The following is a 20,170-nucleotide window of genomic DNA, read 5'->3' as shown; positions in this document are numbered from 1 at the left end:
GAGAAAAAGGGTATTCAGAAAATTATTCTGCAGGGATTTGGTTAATAACACCTGCAATTTCTTTAAGAGATGAAATAGAAGGCAGGAGAAAATAAGCCGTTCCGCGGGTGACCACAAATTGAGGTAAAGGGCCGCGAACCACTATTTTTGTACCGTCTTCCATAGGAATCGTGAAGTTTGGATCAAAACTGTTATCTTTAATGCGGTTGGCGATTAAAGGATCCTGAGCTATTTTGGCTCTTGGATTAAATACAGGGCTGAAATTGTTTTTGTTAATCCATCCGTAAATGGTTTCAAACTGGCTGCTGATGTCGCCACACAAGAATAAACCAATCAAACCGCGGTCTGCTTTTGGATCAACAGACATTGGTGCTCCGTAGGGCATTCCTCGTCTTATAATGCGTGGTACAAGGGTTGAACCGGCAACTTTCACGCCTTCATCCCTTGGATTTGAGACTCTTGTATGTGCCGAAAAAGGACATTTAGCGCCTTTCATATCATCTGCCTTATATCCAAAATCAGTACTTTTTGAAGTGTCATGGCTTGGATTATCCGGAGAAAGAACTAACGGAGAACCATTTCGCCAACGGCCGCACATTTTGGCAGCAAGCCATTCAACTGTATATTCTTTTGTTTGATTAATTTTTGGAGTGATCAGTTCTGCCTGTTCTTCTAAAAAATCATTAAATGTTTCAACATCCTGGTAAAGAATTCGAAACGCATTATAACAGCCGTTTTTAGCAAACTTACCTTCAGGACCAAAAAGAGGACCGGGCGTAGGATTTTCAAGCGTACTGTAACCAATCAGAAAGTTATTAAGATCTTGCTGGTCTTTACTGACAGGATTATCATTAAGTTCAGGTTCATCAATAGAATCTCTATATCTGAAATGAACATAATCAGATGGTACTAACAAATATTGCTCTAATCGACCTGATGCTGAATTTATTGGTTTTAACTCGGTAACTGCTTTATTACTTTTTTGGGCTGCTGTAACTATAATGTCAACGATTCTTTCCTGTGCAGTAGGGTTCATTGCATAAGCGTGTACAACACAATGCACATCGGTGTTTGCGAATTTTTCATTCCACCATTTAGAGGGAACGCTTTTATCATCAACATCGAATAAGGATTGCTGTGCACCATTAGGATCCCAAGGGCCTTTTTTAAAGGTTGGTGGAAAACTTGAATTGTAGATATCGAGTTCGGGTTTCACAATTGCAATTCCTCCGGCTGTAAGACCAATATTTAGCATTATGTCAGGTTTTAAAGGTCCCCAGTCTTCTGCACTTTGCAGATGTGGAAGCAAATCCCTAACAAAACCTCTTATGGAATCTAAATTATCCGGTTTATCGCTGAATTTAAAAAGCATATGTACAGAACAAGGATGCGTGTAGCCATTAATAATAAGTCCTTGTATATCCTGTAAATCCGGTTTAACAGCTTGGGGAGATTCTGTATAAGTCATGAGATTAAGTTTTTAATTATAGAAAAACAGCCGAGTCATTTGACTCAGCTGTAGTATTTTATGCGTTCTATTCTGCAGCTTCTTCTGCTTCTGAAAATGTAGCTACAATCTGCTCTACTGATTGCGAATAAGCGTAATAAAGGTCACTAGATTGGCTTATATTACGGTCGTTAATGAAATTTGAAAAGAGACCGAAGTCAATTTTATTCGGGTCGGTTGGAAAGTCAGCAGGCTTGTTTGCCCATAAGTTGATAAGAACAAGAAAGGCAGCTTTAATCGTATCCGAATTATCAAAAAAGGCCTTCAGATACGTATTCATATCACCATCAAATTCGGTTATCACCAATATACCGGCGATACCTTTATTATCATTATTTGGTACAAGAGCAATTCTGGCATAATGAACAATTGCCATATTATCTAAAGAAGCCTTAGTTATTGGATTATTAAAATTCGCTTGAGCATATTTAGCCGCCGCCTGTGCTTCTGGAGTCTGATAAATAGGGACATACATGGTTAATGGATTCACGGTTTGCATAGTAATTTGTTTTTAGGGATTGCTTACTCTTTGATCCCGTTTTCAGCGACGCGGGGTAATATAAATGCCAATATTCAATACAATAGCCTTGACTTTTGTATTGAAATTTACTAATCTAAATTACTGGAGATGCAAAATCAATTATGAAAAAATGACACCAAACCGGAATTATTAGTCATGAGAGAACCTAAATAGAGGGTAAGATTTTTTCTAATAAAATGATTCGCCTTTTAAAGTGTAATAAGTGCTTTTTATTTAGAATAAAAGTAAATGGCCAGACTAAGTTTGAACAACTTAATCTGGCTTAAAGTAGATTTTTATTTGATGAAATTTTTTCAGGAAAAAGACAATTCCTTTTTAATTTTGAAGATGATGAAAAATGTCGATTCTGTCGCATCTTTGAATAACTTTTATCTTTAGAATTTTAAACCGATCAAAAAATGAATACTAAAGGTCATTGTTATCCAAAATACATAATTCTTCAGGGGAGTATATTTCAAATTAAGATTTACACTTAGTTACCGGGATGTTGAAGAAATAATGAAAATGCGAGGAGTTCATGTTGATCATGCTACTATTCAGCGCTGGGTTTATAAGTTTACACCTATCATTGAGTCAGAGATGAAGAAGAGAAAGGTTAGAGTGGGGATAAGCTGGAGATTGGATGAGACTTATATAGAAGTAAAAGGTGTTTGGTGTTATTTATATCGAGCAGTAGATAAATTAGGCAATACAGTAGACTTTCTTTTGACCAGAAAAAGACAGAGAATGAGTGCGCAGTCATTATCACTACAGGCCAAGAGTAATAAATATTGATAAAAGTGGTTCTAATACTGCCGCTATCAAAGTCTATAACAAGCGTTCGTTGTCAAAGATTAAAATCCGGCAGTGTAAATATCTTAACAATATTGTAGAACAGGATCATTGTTTTATCAAGTGGCGAATACAAAATGGATTAGGTTTTAAAAGTTTTGAATCGGCCAGACGAACATTGAGCGGAATTGAAGTTGTACATATGCTGAGGAAGAATCAGATGGTTAGACCAGAGATAACTATGTTTAGATCATTTTGTAAATTGGCGGCCTAAATTTTAAATTACTTAAATTCTTACATTTGATTCTGACAGATACGACAGAACCTTTTTTGAACAAAAATAAAATTATATGAAAGTGACAGATATTTTAGAATAATATAGTATCAAATTTTATGAATGAGTTAGCAGGTTGTTGTTTAGAGTAATAATTTCGAATCAAACAGTATAATAAAAAAAGCGACGTAGAATTCCTTCCACGTCGTTCCATTCATTTCTATTTAATTGATTTAGATACCTTCCACCATCAAACGAGTGTCTGGTAAATTTTTCAATGGCTGTATTTTAACCTCTGGTTTTGCCATTCTCGAAATTGCATTTAATGCAGCTGCAATAGCGCCTTCTTGCCAACCAGGAAGGGAGGAAATTTGATCACCAACAATAAAAAAGTTAGCATTGCTCGCATTTTTTGTTTTCGGATCTATAATTCCGGATCCTTGTGCAATAGCGTTAAATTGTTTCGTTGAGTAGTTCGCATCTCCAACGGCTTGCCAATATGCCCAGCCACCTTTGATATTTGGCATATTTTGCCAAGCTATGGCAACGCCTTCTTCCAAGCCTTCGGCAAATTTCTTGCCGAATTTACTGGCATCATTTCGTGCTTTGGTAAGTCGCTCATCAACGGGTAATTTTCCCCAATCGTGTGCTACTTTATCAAAATTATAAGCGCCTGTGAGCACGCCTTTTTCGTCTTGATACGCCGTAGATGGATACCAAATTTGTTGAATTTCATTGTCTGTCCAAGAGATTCCTCCAAAAATAGGTACAACTCCCACTTCGGATTTTTCAACTGCCATTGTCTTGAGATTTATTGGGCTTCCTTGCCATAAAGATCGATTTGCTTGCCAACCCACTTTGGAGGTACAGGCTAAAAAACGCGGAACGTATCTGTCTTCTCGCGGTTTATAACCTGGAGCTTGTGTTGGTTCAAATTGTGCCACAAAAACGGCTTTTAATGCATCTTTAAATTCAGGTTCAAGTCCCGATTTTAGGAGATCAGAATCTAGAATGTTTTTCAAAAAAGGCATCGCAAGGTTGCAAACACAATAATCAGCTTCGTAATAGATCGGTTCTTCTGTTCCAACTTGTCCAACCGAAATGATGTACTTCTCTTTAGTTGAGTCCCATTTTATTTTTTTTACAGGACTATTCAAAAGAATGTTTCCTCCCAAAGCTGCCACTTGTTGAGCAAAAGCGTGTTGCACCTGATCCATTCCTCCAACGGGTTGAAATAAAGTAGGTTGCCAAAGAAAATCTGTAGGTTGATAGAATTTCGTGCCTTCCCAAAATTTTGATTCGAGCAATTTATTAAAACTCAAAACATCGGCTACAATTCCAGCCGCAACACCAGGTAATACTTCATATCCAGCGCGTGTTTTTCCATCTTCGAAGCCAGGTGATCCAGCCGTTGCGCTATAGGTCCCATCTACATCAAGCTCTCCGAAACTGATCATCAAACTTTGTAATTCTTTAGCGCGTGTTTTAAGATTACTTTCACTAATTCCCACTTTTGAATTGCGAAGTAATTCTTCCGCATTTTTGTATACCATGTGCGCCAACCAACCTCTTGTATTATGATCCAAACGACGGTAAACCATAGGCTTACCTCCAAAACTTTCGTTCTTTTGAACCAAATTAGATTCAGAGTTCATTACATATATTTCAACGTCTACCGAAAAACGTTTTAAGTAAGAAAGGAGTCGTTTGTGACTGCTTGGAATACGACCAGGACCTGCATTAAGGTAAGGTTCTGAGTCTCCCACTGGGCGTTTAAATCGAACAACTTGTGGTTTTCCAGGTTTCGAATCGAACAAATCACTGTTTGCATCTTCGATGAGTGTATCCCCTGTGCGTAAGCTCATGCAGCGTCCTCCCGTTTTATGAGATGCTTCCAGAATGGTTACTTTTGCACCAGACTCTTGAGCGAGTAGTTCATACGCGGTTGTAAGTCCCCCAACACCAGACCCGATGATTATAACCTCCTTTCCTTCTAGTTGATTTGGACTAAGTTTAATCGCTTGATTGGTAATCTTGTCTTGCATTTTTGTTGCTTCAGCCAATGCGGCGAATGCAATTGATCTTGGATTGTTTTTTAAAAATTCCTGACGACTTTTGTACTGTCCCATTTTGTATAAATTTTATGTTAAAAAATAAAAAATTTTGATTTCTATGGTATTCGTATTTTCTTTGGGTTAATCTGGAAAACGCTTTCTAACTCTAGATTTTATTTTCTGAAATGAAATTAATGATTGAAAATAAAAAAAATGAAAAAGATGTCGTTAATGAAGGTTTTTCTGTCGTGAATGGATGTTTTTTTGTTGTGAATAAAATTGATTTATTCCAATAAAATAAATTACTTAAGGTTATTGTATGAATGCGGCTTGATAAAGAAGATTAAAATATAAAAAGTAAAGCCTACAATTATTTTGTCAGCCTTTTACTTTTTTTAATTAGATTTAAAAAGATTTCCAGAAGCTTTTGCTAATTGAATCTGCTTCTAAGTAATATCAGGTTGTGTCGCATCTAAAGCTAAGTTTTATCTTTGCCTTTTTTAAATTCTTAAAACTCATCAGCACCAAAGGGCATTGCTATGCGAAGTCTATTATACTCAAGGGCAGTACATTTTTAAGGCTTAGGTTTACATTACCCTATCGGGATGCTCAAGAGATCATGAAAAAGCGAGGAGTTTCTGCTCGTCATGCCACTATTGAGTCTTGAGTTTATAAGTTTACACCTTTGCTTGCCTCGGAGATAAAGCAGAGAAAGGGCACAGTGGGGACAAGCTGGGAAAGATGCGCTTAAAGCAGGGCTGAAATTTAAAGTTTATTCCGAGTGATTCTCGCTTTTGGCTTCCTGAGAACCTCGTCTTACAAGTATATAAAACTCTTTCAGATGCCACCACGCCGGGCACATATCAAGACTACCTTTGTAATTGTCTATAGTTAAGTAACAGCCCTTAGGAAAAACTGGGAATCTGTGATTTTGGACCAGGGCTTCCAGCCCAATTCCTGGGGCGGGGGAGTGGCTTCAAAATAGCGTTTTATTTCTTCGGGGGTCATGGGGCAAAAATAGGTAAAAATCGCTGATTTGTCAAGGGGTGAGGTCAATTTCTGGGTCAGTGTTTTTAGGTGTATTCTCTGCTTTTGTTCCAACTGTACTGGTAGTCACAGAATTATCCTGTTGATTTTATTTTTACTTTTTAAAATCTCTTTTTTCTGCCGTTCCTGGTCTTGCGGTGTCTCTTTTGGAATTCACACCGGTGCTGCATATTTTACTTTCTTAATGCTTTTTTAGGAGCTTTTTCCCGCTATCCGTTGCAATCTTTTGTGCCGAACCCCGGCACAAAAGGATTTTCACTGCTATCGGGGCTAAAAAGTTGAATCCATTTTTTATGTTTTGGCTTTTAGTTTTTCAATAATAATTTCATAAGCCCAATAATATCTTTTTGAGGATTTATAATAAAAAAAAGATATATTTGAAATAAATAATGTGTAACAATTATCACATATATCCACCCCAATTTGCGTGGTTTTATCATGCCTATAAATAAGTTGGCGGTAACGCAACAAAATTCCTCGAAAAAGAACCTAAAAACATACGATTTGCTATATCAAGATGAAATAATGATAAACAGTTTTGCTCAAGAGAGAATTAGTCTTGAACAGATTTTAGTTTGGTTTGAAAATCTAAATCTAGAAAAACAAAGCGAAACAATTTCTAGAGCAAGATTGTGTTTAGATCAATCGCATCCGAATACAGAAACTATTGAAAAAGCCCTAGAATTGATTCCATTAAAACCAACTGTAACTCCAATTGTATTATTAAAAACTAAAGGGTTTAAAATTGCTTTACAAAAAATTGTTTTGCTTCCAGAAAATGAGAATAAGAAAGTATTTATAACTTTAATTTCGGTTTTTAAAGTTTCCGATATAGTACGAAGAAATACTTGGTGCAAAGATGGATGTAATCACGAATGGCATAACATAGACAAAATACTAAATTAAAGCACTACCGCCAACAGCTACAACGGATTTTGGCAATAGGCTTAATGGAAAGTTGGTTTTGTATTTGTGATGATTTACTTCGTCTGGTCGCTTCGCTCGAGTGGCAAATCCGAAGAATGGTCTTAATTTAGTCCCAAACCCGTTGTAGTACCAGAACGTCAGGCTGTGAAAAAACTACTTTAAATTTAGAAAGTATTCGGAGAGCTACCAAAGAAAAAACTCAAATATGAGATTCTCAAGACCTTGATTTTAGTTTTTTCACAGACTGACATTATTTGCAATACTAAATAAAGATCAGAACTAAAATGAAAAAGATGATAAAATGGATTTTATTTGTTGGAATCTTAATTTCACAAAACGGATTTTCACAAGCTTGCGGTGGAGGAATACTAACATTTAATATCTATACTCTAAATGGAGTAGAGATTGAAGAATTTAACTATGAAATTTTCCCGGTTTCAAAAGAATTATTAAAAGAAAAATTCTATAGCAAAGTTGTGAATAAAGTAAATCTAGACAATCCAAATTACAATCTTTTTCGAGAAATTAATCAAACAGGTGTAATTATTATGCAACAATATGCGAATGAAATAATTAATACAAAAGATGATAAGCTAAATGGTAGCTTGAAGAAAATGTTGGATTTAAGCAAAATTAATCAAACAGGAAAAATAAAATCTTCCTTATCTTTTAACACACTGGAGCTCGCTGATTTCCCGATTATCTTGAAAATTAGTCATAGAGAAAAAACCATTTATATTTTAGGTAATTATTTTGGCGGTTGTGATAGAGAAGGATCATTGGTATGGGATAATGGATCCGGTAAATTGAACTAAATGAAAAGCCTTTTTTATATTGTTGCTATTTTATTTGTAGTGAGTTGTAAAAACACGACAAAAAATATTTCTTGTAAGAAAGCCATTGACTAGTCCCCAAATCCGTTGTAGTGCCAGACTCTTATAGGCAATGCTAAAAATAGACATGAAAGTAAAAATCCTAAACAAATGAAAATACTAATACCATTGTTTTTCTGCTTTTGCACACTGTATGGATTCACGCAAACCAAAATTAGAATCACTAGTCCTGTAAGTAGCCAAAGCGATTATCAATTAGAAAACATTTCGGACACAACCTTTATTGAAATATCTCATAAAGAAGATATGGGAGCTTGGTATGGTCAATCCTACAAGATTAGATCCAGCGCTCCAGATGGAAAATACGAGGTTTACGTTGATAAAAATTTGGAATTGGTGGCCTTTGCTAAAAGAAACCAAAAAGACAGTATTTGGACATCATATTATAACAGTGGTCAGATTAAATCCATGCAAACATACAAAGACGGAAAAGAAAATGGAGAAAGGATTCACTACTACAAAAATGGAATGGTATTATTTAAAGCAGTATATCGTAACGATAAACCTACAGGGATATCAACTACATATTTTGAGACGGGAAAAGTCCAGGTAAAAAACTATATTGTTGATGGGATTTCTGTCAAACAAGAGGTTTTTGACCAAAATGGCAGATTGAAATATATTTATGACCCAAAGACAGGAACAAAAATCACAAAATAATGAGAAGCACTTATATACTATTGATTTTATTTTTGGTGGGTTGTAAAAACTCTGTTGAAAATATTTCTTCTAAAGATATCCCTATTAAAGATACTGTTTCCAAAATAGGTCTTCCCAAAATTAAAACTGGCACCCTAACCAAAATAAGTGAGCCTTTTATCATCAATGCTATAAAATGTATTTGGAAGCAAATAGATTCCCCTGAAGGTGAAACAACATTAGAATTAAAGGATTATAAAACACAAAGGATTTTACTAAGCTATTCGGACTATTTTAGGACAGAAAATGATTTTAATTCGGCAGACTATTTTAATGAACATTTCCAGGATTTAAATTTTGACGGCTTTAAAGATTTTCTAATAACCAGTTATGGCAGTAATGAAACGACAAATTTGGTTAATATTTATCTCTTCAATGACAGCACAAAAACCTTTGAATTTTCAGAAGACCTATCAGATAATCGCATAGAGGAAATAGATACGGTCAATAGAAAACTTGCGACAAGTTCATCCAGTGGAGATAATGAAATTAAAAAAAATATTATTTTGATAAAAGCGGACAGCTACAATACCTGGAAACCATAACCAAATCAGACTCAATTGTAAATGACACCATAAATATTTATAGAAATAGATATGAGAAATCAATTAATGGCAAAGTCGTTAAAACAAAACAATATACTACCACTCAATGATAATTAGATCACAAAAAAGCACTGGCTATGACAGTTGCTACAACGGATGGAAATCCGAAAAGTGAGCTTGATTTAGTCCCGAACGTTACGGGTCATATCAGGCCAAATCTAAAAATGGAATCAAATAAATTATGATAATGGGAATACTTAATAATAATCAAATGAAAATTACTCTCGTAATAATTATTTTAATTTCTTTCAAAATTTCAGCTCAAATTTCAGAAGTTCCTGGTTTAGGACTTCCACAGGATATTCCTAGAGATTCTTATCAGGAATTAGTTAATACATATCTTAATCCAAACCGAAATAATGGATTTAGTAAAAATAATTATTCTTTTGATAATACCGATTTTGATCTAAAAAAAGATAAAATTGTCAAAAAACTTAGCATTGATAATAATAGCGACGGACTAAATGAATATCATTTAAATTTTGATAAAAAAGGCAAAATTGTACTTTGCGAAGATCTCTTTAGAAATTACACAGTAGCTTATCAGTACCTTGAAAATATAGTGATCGTTACAAAGAGCCAACGAAGTTCAAATCGTAATAATACTGTGATATCTATTGAAATCGATTCGGTATTTTTTGACCAAAATAAAAATATAAAGAAGCACTCTTATATATTGAAAGAAGCAGAAAAACCTGGTACACGTTATAGAAAAATTGTTGTTGAAAATCAATTTTCAAAAGACAATAAGTTAGAAAAAAAGTATTATAACGAAATCGATCATTTATTTTCTCCGATAGAACAAGTTCAAGAAACAGTGTATGAAAATTACAAAGATTCGATAATTGAAAAAGCTTATAATATTAGAGGAGATAAATTATCTGAAAGTAAAAACATTACAAACGAAAATAATTTCAACTCAAGATCAGTTTATTATCTAGGCCAAAATGATAAGATTTATCGAATTAAGATTTTTTTACAAGGCCTTCCAAGTACTGATGTTTTTATAAATACTGATGAATCGGGCAGAATTACCGAATTTGTAAATCCGAAAGGTACGAGCGGCTATTTTAAATATAATAACAAAGGCAAAATTTCAAGCATTAGGGAGACACTAGGAAGCAATGAATATTTTAAATACGATTGTATTTATGACGGTCATGATCGGTTTACATCTGCAGAAACAAATGGAGAAAAAATAAAAGAATTTGAACGTAACTACACTTATGACAAATATGGCAATTGGATTACTATGACATTTATAAACAATAATAACACCACTACACGAACAATAAGTTATTACTAAAAATAACTACATCTTAATTTACTTTATTGCTTGTATTTACTAGTTAAGCTGATTCGAACAGCTTAAGGTATAGTATCTAAATTATTCATTTGATATTTTGACCGCAACCTACATTCCTGGGATTGTAGTACATTAAAATTTTCGCTGGGAAGGTTTATGATTGGCCGGTGCACTATTAGCTGTTTCATTTTTGGATTGTTCATCTTCCTGAAGCTCTTCATTGCTAAGCTGCCCAATTTCGAATTCCCTCTTTACGGGATTATCCTTTTCGGGTTCTATGGTCTCAAAGGCTGCGCTTTGAGCCTCATCGCTCTTTTGGGTATCCATATCAGTTTGAGACCCCTTTGAAGGGTCATTCTCTATTAGGTCCTTTTCTATGTCCTTCCCGGTTATGTCTTTGGGGTTGCTTTGGGGTTCCTTTTAAGGGTTATCCGGGTCATAGGGGCTTGCTGTTTTCTTTTGTGTTTTTTGGGTCTTTGATTTGGTTTTGGGAATTACGGTGGTCCTTGTCGTAATTTTTGGTTGTATGGGAATTTTTCATTTTATTAATTAAATTATTGCTGTTGTTTTTTTAAAGGGGTGTCCGTGGGCAGGTTGGGCGGTATGGGCGTGCTTGTCTTTGTTTGTCCTTGCGCTTTGTGCTTTGTTTGTACTTGAACTTTGTCCTTTATCAAATGTAAAGAGGATAGTGATACTTTTTTTTACAGAATAATGGTTTGCATTTGTAAAATAGCGATCAGGTAATCAGGTTTGTATGTAATATTATTTTTTAGGATCTATATGATTTTTTAGGTTTGATGTTATTTTTTTGGAGCTTTTTCCCGCTATCCGTTACAATCTTTTGTGCCGAACCCCGGCACAAAAGGATTTCCACTGCTATCGGGGCTAGGGTTGCTGTTAGCACCCCACGTTTTGTCCACCGGTGATATTTGTCGTGTTGTTATTAAAATTGTTCTGTGTTTTGTCCGCCAATATTATGTTTTATTTTGTGTCCCATACCGCTTTCTTCACTTTGCTCTAACCAGTAGTGTTTTTTGCTGAATAAATTTTATCTAATTCTTTTGAAATTTTAATTGCTTCTTTTATAACTTCTTTTGGATAATCATTAATTTCAAGTATTCTAATTGCGTTTCTATTTTTTAGTTTGCCTTCTTTGAGTTTATAATCAAAGCCTACAGTTTTGTCATCTACTGTTTCGCTAAAATGATATAATTCATATTCCTTGCAAAGCATATCTGTTAATTCAATATCGTGAGTGGAAACCAATATTTTATTATTGTTTTTTGTTAAGGCAGATAAAACAGATTTTCCGGCGGAAATGCGCTCTACTGTATTGGTTCCTTTAAACATTTCATCTAAAAGAAAAAGGTTTTTATTTCCGTTTTCGCTCTCCTTGAGCATTTCCTTTATAGTGAGTACTTCTTCAAAATAATAGCTTTTATCATTCATTAAATCATCACTTATTCTAATGGCTGAAAATACTTTTAAGAAAGGAAAATTCATTGATTTTGCAAAGCAGGTATTAATGGTTAATCCTGTTATTACGTTCAGTCCAATTGCACGAATAAACGAAGTTTTTCCGGACATGTTTGAACCAGTCAGCAATACTGATTTTTCTGAAATGGTTATACTGTTTGCTGTGCAGTTAAAAATTAATGGATGGCTGAGATCCTTAGCTGTAATGGTATTGCTGTCATTTATAACCGGCAGACAAAATGTATGAAGCCCATGTCTTACAGATCCTATTGAAATCAACATATCCAAGTGTCCGACAAACCTGAAAACATCTTCTATTTCCTCTCTTTTGGCGTGCAGCCTTTTTAATATGCCAAATAATAATAAAGGCTCGAGCAAAAACATTGTTTTAAAAATTTCAAAAATAATCCATACTATGATTTCAAACTCCCCTTGAAGTCTTGCTTCAAGCTGAAAAAATGACATTCTGCTTTTTACTTCATTAATTAATTTAATGGACTTGTGCAACTCGGGATTTAATTTTTTAAATAATGGATTGGCAAATAAGTACGAAGCCACATCGTTAAGCCTTAAAAGCTGTGGAATTGAACTGACATACTGAACTAAATTATTTTTATTCCAGTAATGAAGCACAAAATTCACGCAGAAAATCCCTAATAAAACAATAAAAAACATAGGGTGAAAAAAGCCTAAAATCAATGATAATAAGCTGGAAAACGATAATAACTTGATAACAAAAAACCACTTTGGCGGATTTATATGCTCTTGCTGAAAAAGCGATGTTATATTGTATGCATCTCTGTGGTTTAGTTTTTCGATTTTTTTCTGCAGGGATACTCTTAATTCAGAATTTTTGGATAGTTCCTCTATTAGATTTTCGTTTAGCGCAGTTTGTTTTTCATTTAAATTTATGGTACGAAGGTTATTGTAAAAATACTGCTGGCCCACTTTTGAGTGAGTGCGGTCCAGAAACATAAATAAGTCATCAAAATCCAAATCGTTACAAGTTTTATCCGACAATATCTGGTATGCTTTTGCATGATCTTTATTTCTATAGTACTTCTCTATGTTTTCAAAGTCAAAGGAACCGTCTTTGAGTTTTCCAAAAGATTCTTTTACCCTTTGATTTATATCTCTTTTTTTCCGATTGAAAGTTAGCCTGGAAAATGTGTCCTTAATTTGGAATAGAATATATTTTATCATAAATCGATTAGTGGAGATTTTGTATCTAATGTTACAAAAAAGCGCTGTAATTTCTGATTGTATTTAATTTTTTATTCCTCTAATGAATTTTATGCCGTGTTTTTTCTGCTTTTTTAGCTGGCTAGGTACAATTCGTTGGCTTTTTAGAAGGTGTAAGATTATGCTCATCGCTGAGTTTTTAGGTTTGATATTGCTTTTTTTGGAGCTTTTTTCCGCTATTCGCTTCAATCTTTTGCGCCGAACCCCGGCGCAAAAGGATTTCCACTGCACACGAGCGAAGCGAACTGGCAAAGCAATCGGGGCTAGGGCAGGGCGTACTATTGTTTTTCTGTAATTAAAGTATAAAAACCTGAAGTCGGTTGCTTATCAGAAACAGAATACTTAAATCATGTTTATAGAAACCATGATCGTACAGAATTCGAACCATTGGTGAAAGATTTAAAGATTTTAAATGATCTATATTTTGCTAGTTGAATGTAATATCACTATTAGTTAGAATCGCGTTCTCGCCAATTCATAAAACTTGCAAAAGCACCGAAATTTATAGTAATGTTAGTATGAAAAGTATTCAACAAATAAAAAGTCCGTTTGATGATTTATGAAATAAAAATCCTATTTTTGAAAATATATAACCCTGACAATTGTCAGACATAGCGACTCGATTTAGGGTAGATAAGTCGGATGTAGTCAGACATATATACAAGTTAGCAGAAAGTTTATCAAAACCGCAAACAAAACGAAAATGAAATCAATAGTTCAACATTTAAGAGAAGGAAAAAACTTGACCCAAACTGAACTTGCAGAAAAAAGTGGACTTTCGCTAAGGACAATTCAAAGAGTTGAAGCAGGAAATATCCCAAAAGGATTTACATTGAAGGCACTTGCAAATGTCTTTGAAACTGAACCTGAAAAACTAATACCTTCCAAAGAAATTACAAAACTTGACAGAGTAAAATTGATTAATTTTTCTAGTTTATTTGGACTTCTAATACCTTTTGGCGGAGTTGTATTCCCATTAATTTTGACCTACAAAACAAAAGACAACAAAAACAAAGAGCTTGGGAAAAATATAGTTAGTGTTCAAATTCTAATTGCAGTTGCACTTGCTGTTTCTCAAATAGCAAGCCCATTCATTCAAAAAGGATTATCACTACATTTTCCGCTTTTTATATTTCCATTATTATTAATTCTTTGTCTGAAATTATTGGTAGTTATTCTAAACGGTATAAGTTTAAACACAAAAAACGATTTGCATAAAAGTTTGAAAATTAATTATTTATAAGCTTTGTCGGTAGATTGACGTAAAATTGGCGTATTGCTTTTGCAAATAAATTGTTTTGTAAAACAGAAATTTGCAAAAAAAAATAATCTAATGAAAGTTTTAAAGAAAATTGTGTTGACTATTTTGGTTTTTTTGATTTTAGCTATACTTGGAGGCTATATTTATTTTGATCAAAAATTCACTCCGGAAAAAAATTATTTAATAGTAGACCATGAAAGTGGTCTAATTCCATTTACATGGTTGGGTACAGAAAAAAATGTTTTGTTGCTCCCTTTACATTTTTCGAATGATACAATAATATATTATTTGCAATTTGACACGGGTTCGCCTTATACCATATTTTATTCAAATTCAATAAAAAAAATCGGGCAAATCTCAGTAGATAAAGAACTTGCAAAAACTTCTTTCTATATTGGAAAAACAAAAATTACTTCCGATAAATTTAAAATTTATGATCACGGAAATAATGACAATGATTCCATAAAAATAATTGGGACTATTGGGGCCGATATTTTAGAAAATAGAAAAACAATCATCAATTTTAAAGAAAATTATATTGCTTTAAATATATCTAAAGTGCCATCTCAATTTCAAGCTAACTTGTTTGATTTTAAATTCAAAAAAAGAAAAATAATCATTAGAGGCTTATTAAAAAAGAAAGAGGAAAATTTTTTATTTGATTCGGGCACAAGTGCCTATGAATTATTAACCAACAAAGAAGTATGGGAAAACTTGAAATTACCCAACTCAAAAATAAATATAGAAAAATCACAATCGTGGGATAAAGTTTTAACTGTGTACACAGCAAACTGTAACCAAAAAATTGAATTTTTTAACCACGAAATACCTTTAAATAATGTTACTTATGTAGAGGGATTTTCACAAGCCCAATACTCAATGATGAAATTTTCTGGTATGACAGGATTGCTAGGAAACAAAATATTTTTAAACAATAGTTTGTACATTGATTGTACACAAAACAAAATGGGAATAGAATAAAAAACCTTCTGCTAACACGTGCTAGAAGAGATTTGGGCATTTTGGAAAAGAGAAAGTTTCTTTTGGTTTAGTTTATAGATTAGCGGGAGTTGTGGGCAGAATCATTTTATTTCTGCAGTTGCAAGTTCACCTAATAGCTGTTTTTGATCATTTGGATATCTTTCTTTGCTGTTGCGAAATAAAGCTTTTTTTCTTTTTTTGATGTACAAATGGGCAAAAATCTAATTGGGATGATCAGCATCGTCAATTGTATTTAATATTATTTTTTAGGAGCTAATCCCGCTATCCGTTACAATCTTTTGTGCCGAACCCCGGCACAAAAGAATTTCCACTGCACACGAGCGCAGCGAACTGGCGAAGCAATCGGGGCTAGGGTAGTCGAGTCTGTTCTTTAGTGGCTGCCGTTTAATTAAGAGTTTTCTCTTCTTCCAATTTTTTGTCTCTATCTTTCTTTTGGGAAATATAAATTCGATTACTAACAAGCGATACAATTAAAATGAGTATGCCAAAAAACAAAGCTCCATTTCCGTCAATTGATTCCGCGTTCATACTAATACCTAGGCGGGTTTTGTAGGATTGGCCAGTGGATAGAATATTATTTAACTTCATATAAATACCGACTGCAATAAGTAGGAGAGCTATAAAAAAACATAAACCGGAAAAGATCTTGGTTGAGTACATTATAATTAATTTAGGAGTGCTTTATTGATTTTGCCTGCGCATAGAAGCAAAATCCTCGCTTTGCTGTTATCAAAATTATTCTTCGTTTTTTCCGCCAATATTATGTTTCATTTTCTGTCCCATAGTGCTTGTCAAATAGCTGGCAACATTTTCTTCTTTCTTTTGTCCGCCCGATAAATAGTCAATCCCTATTGAACAATCACCGGTTATCTCAATCCAAACCGTTTCACTTTCGCCGCTTTCTAATTTGTCAATGTGTCCGCCGCCGCAACCAACGATATTTATGTTTGTCAAAGTTGTTGGTGTCGTGTTTGTAAAAGTAATTCTCATGGTGCCCACCAAAATTATAGTTGCCCAGCAGTAAAAAAACAGTACAGGAATATTGAGCAGCATAAGTGCGCAGGTCGCAAATAATCTTGTTCTGTTGTCTTTGTCCTGGCTAGCTTTAACTAAAATTGAAATTAAAACTCCAATATTTATGAGACCTGCCAGTGCGATAAAACCATAGCCAAGCGAAAGTAGCTCAAAGGAAGAAGTAAAGAAGTAAATTCCAAAAATAGCTGTCCCAAGCAAGAATGAAGTGATTGCTGTTTGTCTTCCGAGTTTTATGAGTCGTTCTGTTGTCATATGCTTGGTGGTGAGGTTCTGGCGCATATTAGGGCGCTTGGGGAATAAAGATCCGGGATTTTTCCCTTAAGCACAAACTTTTAAGCACAAAATTTCTGCACATGTAAATTCTCCCAAATAGGATTTCTATCATTGGGGAATCTTTTTTTAATTGTCGCGAAAAATAGAGCCTTTTTCTTTTGATCTGCAAGTGGGCAGCATTCCGCAAGGCCTTCATTAATTAGTACATTAAAATTTTCGCTGGGAAGGTTTATGATTGCCCGGTGTACTATGACGCGACTCATCCCTTGCGCGTTCATCTTTCTTAAGCTCCTGGTTGCCAATGTGCCCGATTTCGAATTCCCTCTGCACCGGATTATCCTTTTCGGGCGCTATGCTCTCAAAGGCTTCGTTTTCATCCTCATCGCCCTTTTGGGTATCCATATCCGTTTGGGATCCCTTTGAAGGGTTATTCTCTATAAGGTCCTTTTCTATGTCCTTCCCGGTTATGTCTTTGGGGCCGCTTTGGGGTTTCTTATAAGGGTTCTGCGGGTCATAGGGGCTGGGTGTTTTTGGCTGCGGGTTTTGGGTCTTTGATTTGGTTTTGGGAATTACGGTGGTGCTTGTGGTAATTTTTTTTTAGAGCTTTTTGGGTTTGATGTTATTTTTTTGGAGCTTTTTCCCGTTAACTCCGGGTCGATTGTCTATCGTATTATCTTTTATGTTTAAATTTTTTTAGGAGCTTTTTCCCGCTATCCGTTTCAATCTTTTGTGCCGAACACCGGCACAAAAGGATTTCCACTGCTATCGGGGCTAGGGCTGCTGAGGAGCTCGGCTCTTTAGACTAATAAAAATAAGTGAGATTATAAAAAAATGGCGCCCATTGTCTTCAATTGGCGCCATTTGACTGTGGTGACCCCACAACGACAAATTTCTATATATTTTATAGAGGATATCATGAGATTGGCTTACTACTGTTGGGGATTGAAGCAAAATGTATTTAGTTTATTATTTTATTTTATTTCACCTGCTTAATTTCAGAAGGTTTCCAGCTCTTATCAAACCAGGACTGCTGCGGGCCGTAAAGTCGAAGTATAATACTGTATATCAGAGTGAGTACCGACGAGCAGGCAGAGAAAGGGTTCTCGCAGCGTCATCAGGAAGAAATGTTAAGGAAATACTGTTCAATAAATTATATTGAGGTACGAAATGTTATTTACGAGGATCATTCAGCTAAGACATTTAACAGGCCGCAGTGGAATAAACTTTTGCTTAACCTAAAAAAACAAAAAAACACGACCGATCTGGTTTTGTTTACTAAATGGGATCGCTTCAGCAGAAATGCAGGAGATGCATACCAAATGATAAGCATATTAAGGAAATTAGGTGTAGAACCTCAAGCGATTGAACAGCCTCTTGATTTGTCAATTCCAGAAAATAAAATGATGCTGGCTTTTTACCTTGCAGCTCCTGAAGTAGAAAATGATCGAAGAGCTTTAAATACCTTTCATGGAATGAGAAGAGCGAAGAAAGAAGGACGATATATGGGAACCGCTCCTTTCGGATATGCAAATAAATCTAAAGAGGACGGAACTAAATATATTGCACTTGTTGAACCAGCGGCATCTGTTATGCGATGGATATTCGAGGAGCTGTCAAAAGGTGTTTTTAATACAGAACAGGTGTATCATCTGGCCCGCAGAAGAGGCTTTAAAAGAACCAAGAGCAACTTGTGGGGATTAATAAGAAACCCTGTCTACTGTGGAAAGATATTTATTCCTAAATATAAAGATGAGGAAAGCAGATTAGTAACAGGCCAGCATGAGCCGTTAATTTCCGAAGGACTATTTTATAATGTGCAAGATGTTTTAGATGGTAAATCACGTGTTTACAGGCCAAAAATTAAAACTGTAGTAGAATTTCCTCTCAGAGGCTCTTTTATATGCCCAAAGTGCCAAAAGAAACTGCAGGGCAGCAAATGTAAAGGTAGACATAAGCATTACTATTACTACCACTGTGAAGCGAAATGTAAGTATCGAATTAATTCAGAAACTGCTAACAAGCTGTTTATTGAAAATCTTAAAAAATATCAACCTATAACTGAAGTAAAAAAACTTTACACCTCACTCCTCTATGAGACACACCGTGATTTAACAGATAATGCCGGAGAGAAAAAAAGAAGACTACTCGAACAGATAAAAGATTATGAAGTTAGATTAGGTAATGCAAGAGATCTTCTGTTATCATTAAAAATTGATCCAGAGGATTACAAAATGATGAAAGAAGACTACAATGGACGAATTACAAACCTGGAAAGGGAATTGTCGTTGGTGGTTAATGATAAGCATAGTATTGAAGAGCTACTAGTTAAGGGCGTTGACAACCTTATTAAGCTTAATGAAACTTATGTAGATAGGGATTTATCAGATAAAAGAAGCCTGATTGGTTTAATTTACCCCGAAAATTTCACGATTCGAGAAAATAAAATACAAACCGCTAGAGTGAACAAAATTGTAGAGTCTATTTATTTGATTAACAGTGAATTAAAACGTAAAAAAAACGGGACAAAAGATGATTTTTATCTTTTGTCCCGTAGAGTGACCTCGACTGGATTCAAACCAGTAACCTCTTGAGCCGTAATCAAGTGCGCTATTCAGTTGCGCCACGAGGCCTTTTTGTTATCAATTAGCTATTTTTTCGTAGCTTTGTTGATTGCTTATTGCGGGTGCAAAGATAGAAAGAAATGTGAGATATACAAGAGAAAAATAACATAAAAATAAAAAAAAATGCATATTAAAAATTATATACGTGATATTCAAGGTTTTCCAAAAGAAGGAATTTTATTTAAAGACATCACTCCGTTGCTAAATGACCCAATTGCAACAAAAGAAGCGGTTTTTATTTTAGCCGAATCTTTAAAAGCGCAAAAAATTGATAAAGTAGTAGGAGCTGAGAGTCGTGGCTTTTTCTTTGGGATATTATTAGCTCAGGAATTAAATGCAGGTTTTGTTCCGGTTCGAAAACCTAAAAAGTTACCGTATGAAACTATTTCGGCTACTTATGAACTGGAATACGGCACAGATAGTTTAGAGATGCACACAGACGCAATAAAAAAAGGAGACAGGGTTTTGATACACGACGATGTTTTGGCTACTGGAGGAACCGCAAAAGCAGTTTGCGAACTAGTAGAAAGATTAGGTGGAGAAATTGTACAATGTAATTTCTTAATGGAATTAACTTTCCTTAACGGAAGAGAAAAAATCAAAGATTATCCCATATTTTCAGCCATTGCCTATTGA

General features: G+C 34.6%; 17 protein-coding genes, 1 tRNA gene and 1 pseudogene. 10 read left to right on the top strand and 9 right to left on the bottom strand.

The genetic code is table 11. The features are described from left to right. Nucleotides 1-22: 22 nt before the first annotated feature. A complete protein-coding gene (locus LPB88_RS09245; protein ID WP_230714816.1) occupies nt 23-1,468 on the bottom strand; it encodes a hypothetical protein in 1,446 nt (481 codons plus the stop codon). A 67-nt stretch (nt 1,469-1,535) separates the two neighbouring features. Then, entirely contained in the window at nt 1,536-2,006 is a 471-nt protein-coding gene (locus tag LPB88_RS09240) for a hypothetical protein (protein ID WP_230714814.1), read from the bottom strand. Between the two features lie 440 nt (nt 2,007-2,446). On the opposite strand from LPB88_RS09240, the pseudogene LPB88_RS09235 reads away from it, so the two are divergent. Next, nucleotides 2,447-3,093: pseudogene (locus LPB88_RS09235) on the top strand (IS6 family transposase). Nucleotides 3,094-3,326: 233 nt separating this feature from the next. On the opposite strand, the gene LPB88_RS09230 reads toward LPB88_RS09235, so the two are convergent. Further along, a complete protein-coding gene (locus tag LPB88_RS09230) occupies nt 3,327-5,222 on the bottom strand; it encodes an FAD-dependent oxidoreductase (protein ID WP_230714813.1) in 1,896 nt (631 codons plus the stop codon). Between the two features lie 1,476 nt (nt 5,223-6,698). On the opposite strand from LPB88_RS09230, the gene LPB88_RS09225 reads away from it, so the two are divergent. From LPB88_RS09225 to LPB88_RS09205, 5 genes are all read left to right on the top strand, one after another. Next, complete coding sequence (locus LPB88_RS09225) at nt 6,699-7,100, top strand: DUF5958 family protein (protein ID WP_230714811.1); 402 nt, start codon at nt 6,699-6,701, stop codon at nt 7,098-7,100. A 314-nt stretch (nt 7,101-7,414) separates the two neighbouring features. After that, a complete protein-coding gene (locus LPB88_RS09220; protein ID WP_230714808.1) occupies nt 7,415-7,936 on the top strand; it encodes a hypothetical protein in 522 nt (173 codons plus the stop codon). A 168-nt stretch (nt 7,937-8,104) separates the two neighbouring features. Next, entirely contained in the window at nt 8,105-8,674 is a 570-nt protein-coding gene (locus LPB88_RS09215) for a toxin-antitoxin system YwqK family antitoxin (RefSeq protein ID WP_230714806.1), read from the top strand. Further along, entirely contained in the window at nt 8,674-9,258 is a 585-nt protein-coding gene (locus LPB88_RS09210; protein WP_230714805.1) for a hypothetical protein, read from the top strand. Before LPB88_RS09215 ends, LPB88_RS09210 begins: the two co-directional genes overlap by 1 nt. Before the next feature lie 271 nt (nt 9,259-9,529). After that, the gene (locus tag LPB88_RS09205) at nt 9,530-10,624 is read left to right on the top strand and encodes a hypothetical protein (protein WP_230714804.1); all 1,095 of its coding nucleotides are present in this window, start codon (nt 9,530-9,532) and stop codon (nt 10,622-10,624) included. A 132-nt stretch (nt 10,625-10,756) separates the two neighbouring features. Here LPB88_RS09205 and LPB88_RS09200 read toward each other — a convergent pair whose 3' ends face one another. Next, on the bottom strand, nt 10,757-10,951 hold the full coding sequence (locus LPB88_RS09200; RefSeq protein ID WP_230714803.1) for a hypothetical protein: 195 nt from the start codon (nt 10,949-10,951) through the stop codon (nt 10,757-10,759). Between the two features lie 690 nt (nt 10,952-11,641). Next, nucleotides 11,642-13,303 carry a DNA mismatch repair protein MutS gene (locus LPB88_RS09195; RefSeq protein WP_230714802.1) on the bottom strand — a complete coding sequence of 554 codons (1,662 nt, stop codon included), beginning with the start codon at nt 13,301-13,303 and terminating at the stop codon, nt 11,642-11,644. A 742-nt stretch (nt 13,304-14,045) separates the two neighbouring features. Here LPB88_RS09195 and LPB88_RS09190 point away from each other — a divergent pair. Both LPB88_RS09190 and LPB88_RS09185 read left to right on the top strand, forming a co-directional pair. Further along, nucleotides 14,046-14,585 (top strand): helix-turn-helix domain-containing protein, encoded by a 540-nt coding sequence (locus LPB88_RS09190; protein ID WP_230714801.1) that lies wholly within the window; start codon nt 14,046-14,048, stop codon nt 14,583-14,585. Between the two features lie 90 nt (nt 14,586-14,675). After that, entirely contained in the window at nt 14,676-15,584 is a 909-nt protein-coding gene (locus LPB88_RS09185; RefSeq protein WP_230714800.1) for a hypothetical protein, read from the top strand. A 405-nt stretch (nt 15,585-15,989) separates the two neighbouring features. Here LPB88_RS09185 and LPB88_RS09180 read toward each other — a convergent pair whose 3' ends face one another. From LPB88_RS09180 to LPB88_RS09170, 3 genes are all read right to left on the bottom strand, one after another. Next, nucleotides 15,990-16,265: a hypothetical protein gene (locus LPB88_RS09180; protein WP_230714799.1), complete on the bottom strand. Its 276-nt coding sequence runs from the start codon at nt 16,263-16,265 to the stop codon at nt 15,990-15,992. Nucleotides 16,266-16,340: 75 nt separating this feature from the next. After that, nucleotides 16,341-16,892, bottom strand: a complete 552-nt coding sequence (locus tag LPB88_RS09175) for a hypothetical protein (protein WP_230714798.1) — start codon at nt 16,890-16,892, stop codon at nt 16,341-16,343. A gap of 228 nt (nt 16,893-17,120) precedes the next feature. Next, the gene (locus tag LPB88_RS09170; protein ID WP_230714797.1) at nt 17,121-17,315 is read right to left on the bottom strand and encodes a hypothetical protein; all 195 of its coding nucleotides are present in this window, start codon (nt 17,313-17,315) and stop codon (nt 17,121-17,123) included. 650 nt (nt 17,316-17,965) lie between these two features. On the opposite strand from LPB88_RS09170, the gene LPB88_RS09165 reads away from it, so the two are divergent. After that, nucleotides 17,966-19,504 (top strand): recombinase family protein, encoded by a 1,539-nt coding sequence (locus LPB88_RS09165; protein WP_370635825.1) that lies wholly within the window; start codon nt 17,966-17,968, stop codon nt 19,502-19,504. Here the strand turns inward: LPB88_RS09165 and LPB88_RS09160 are convergent. After that, nucleotides 19,470-19,543 (bottom strand) — tRNA-Arg (locus LPB88_RS09160). The genes LPB88_RS09165 and LPB88_RS09160 overlap by 35 nt on opposite strands. 114 nt (nt 19,544-19,657) lie before the next feature. On the opposite strand from LPB88_RS09160, the gene LPB88_RS09155 reads away from it, so the two are divergent. After that, a complete protein-coding gene (locus LPB88_RS09155; RefSeq protein WP_230714793.1) occupies nt 19,658-20,170 on the top strand; it encodes an adenine phosphoribosyltransferase in 513 nt (170 codons plus the stop codon).

The sequence above is a fragment of the Flavobacterium sp. JAS genome (assembly GCF_020991455.1).
Classification (GTDB): Bacteria; Bacteroidota; Bacteroidia; order Flavobacteriales; family Flavobacteriaceae; genus Flavobacterium.
This window is presented reverse-complemented; position numbering and strand designations above follow the sequence as displayed.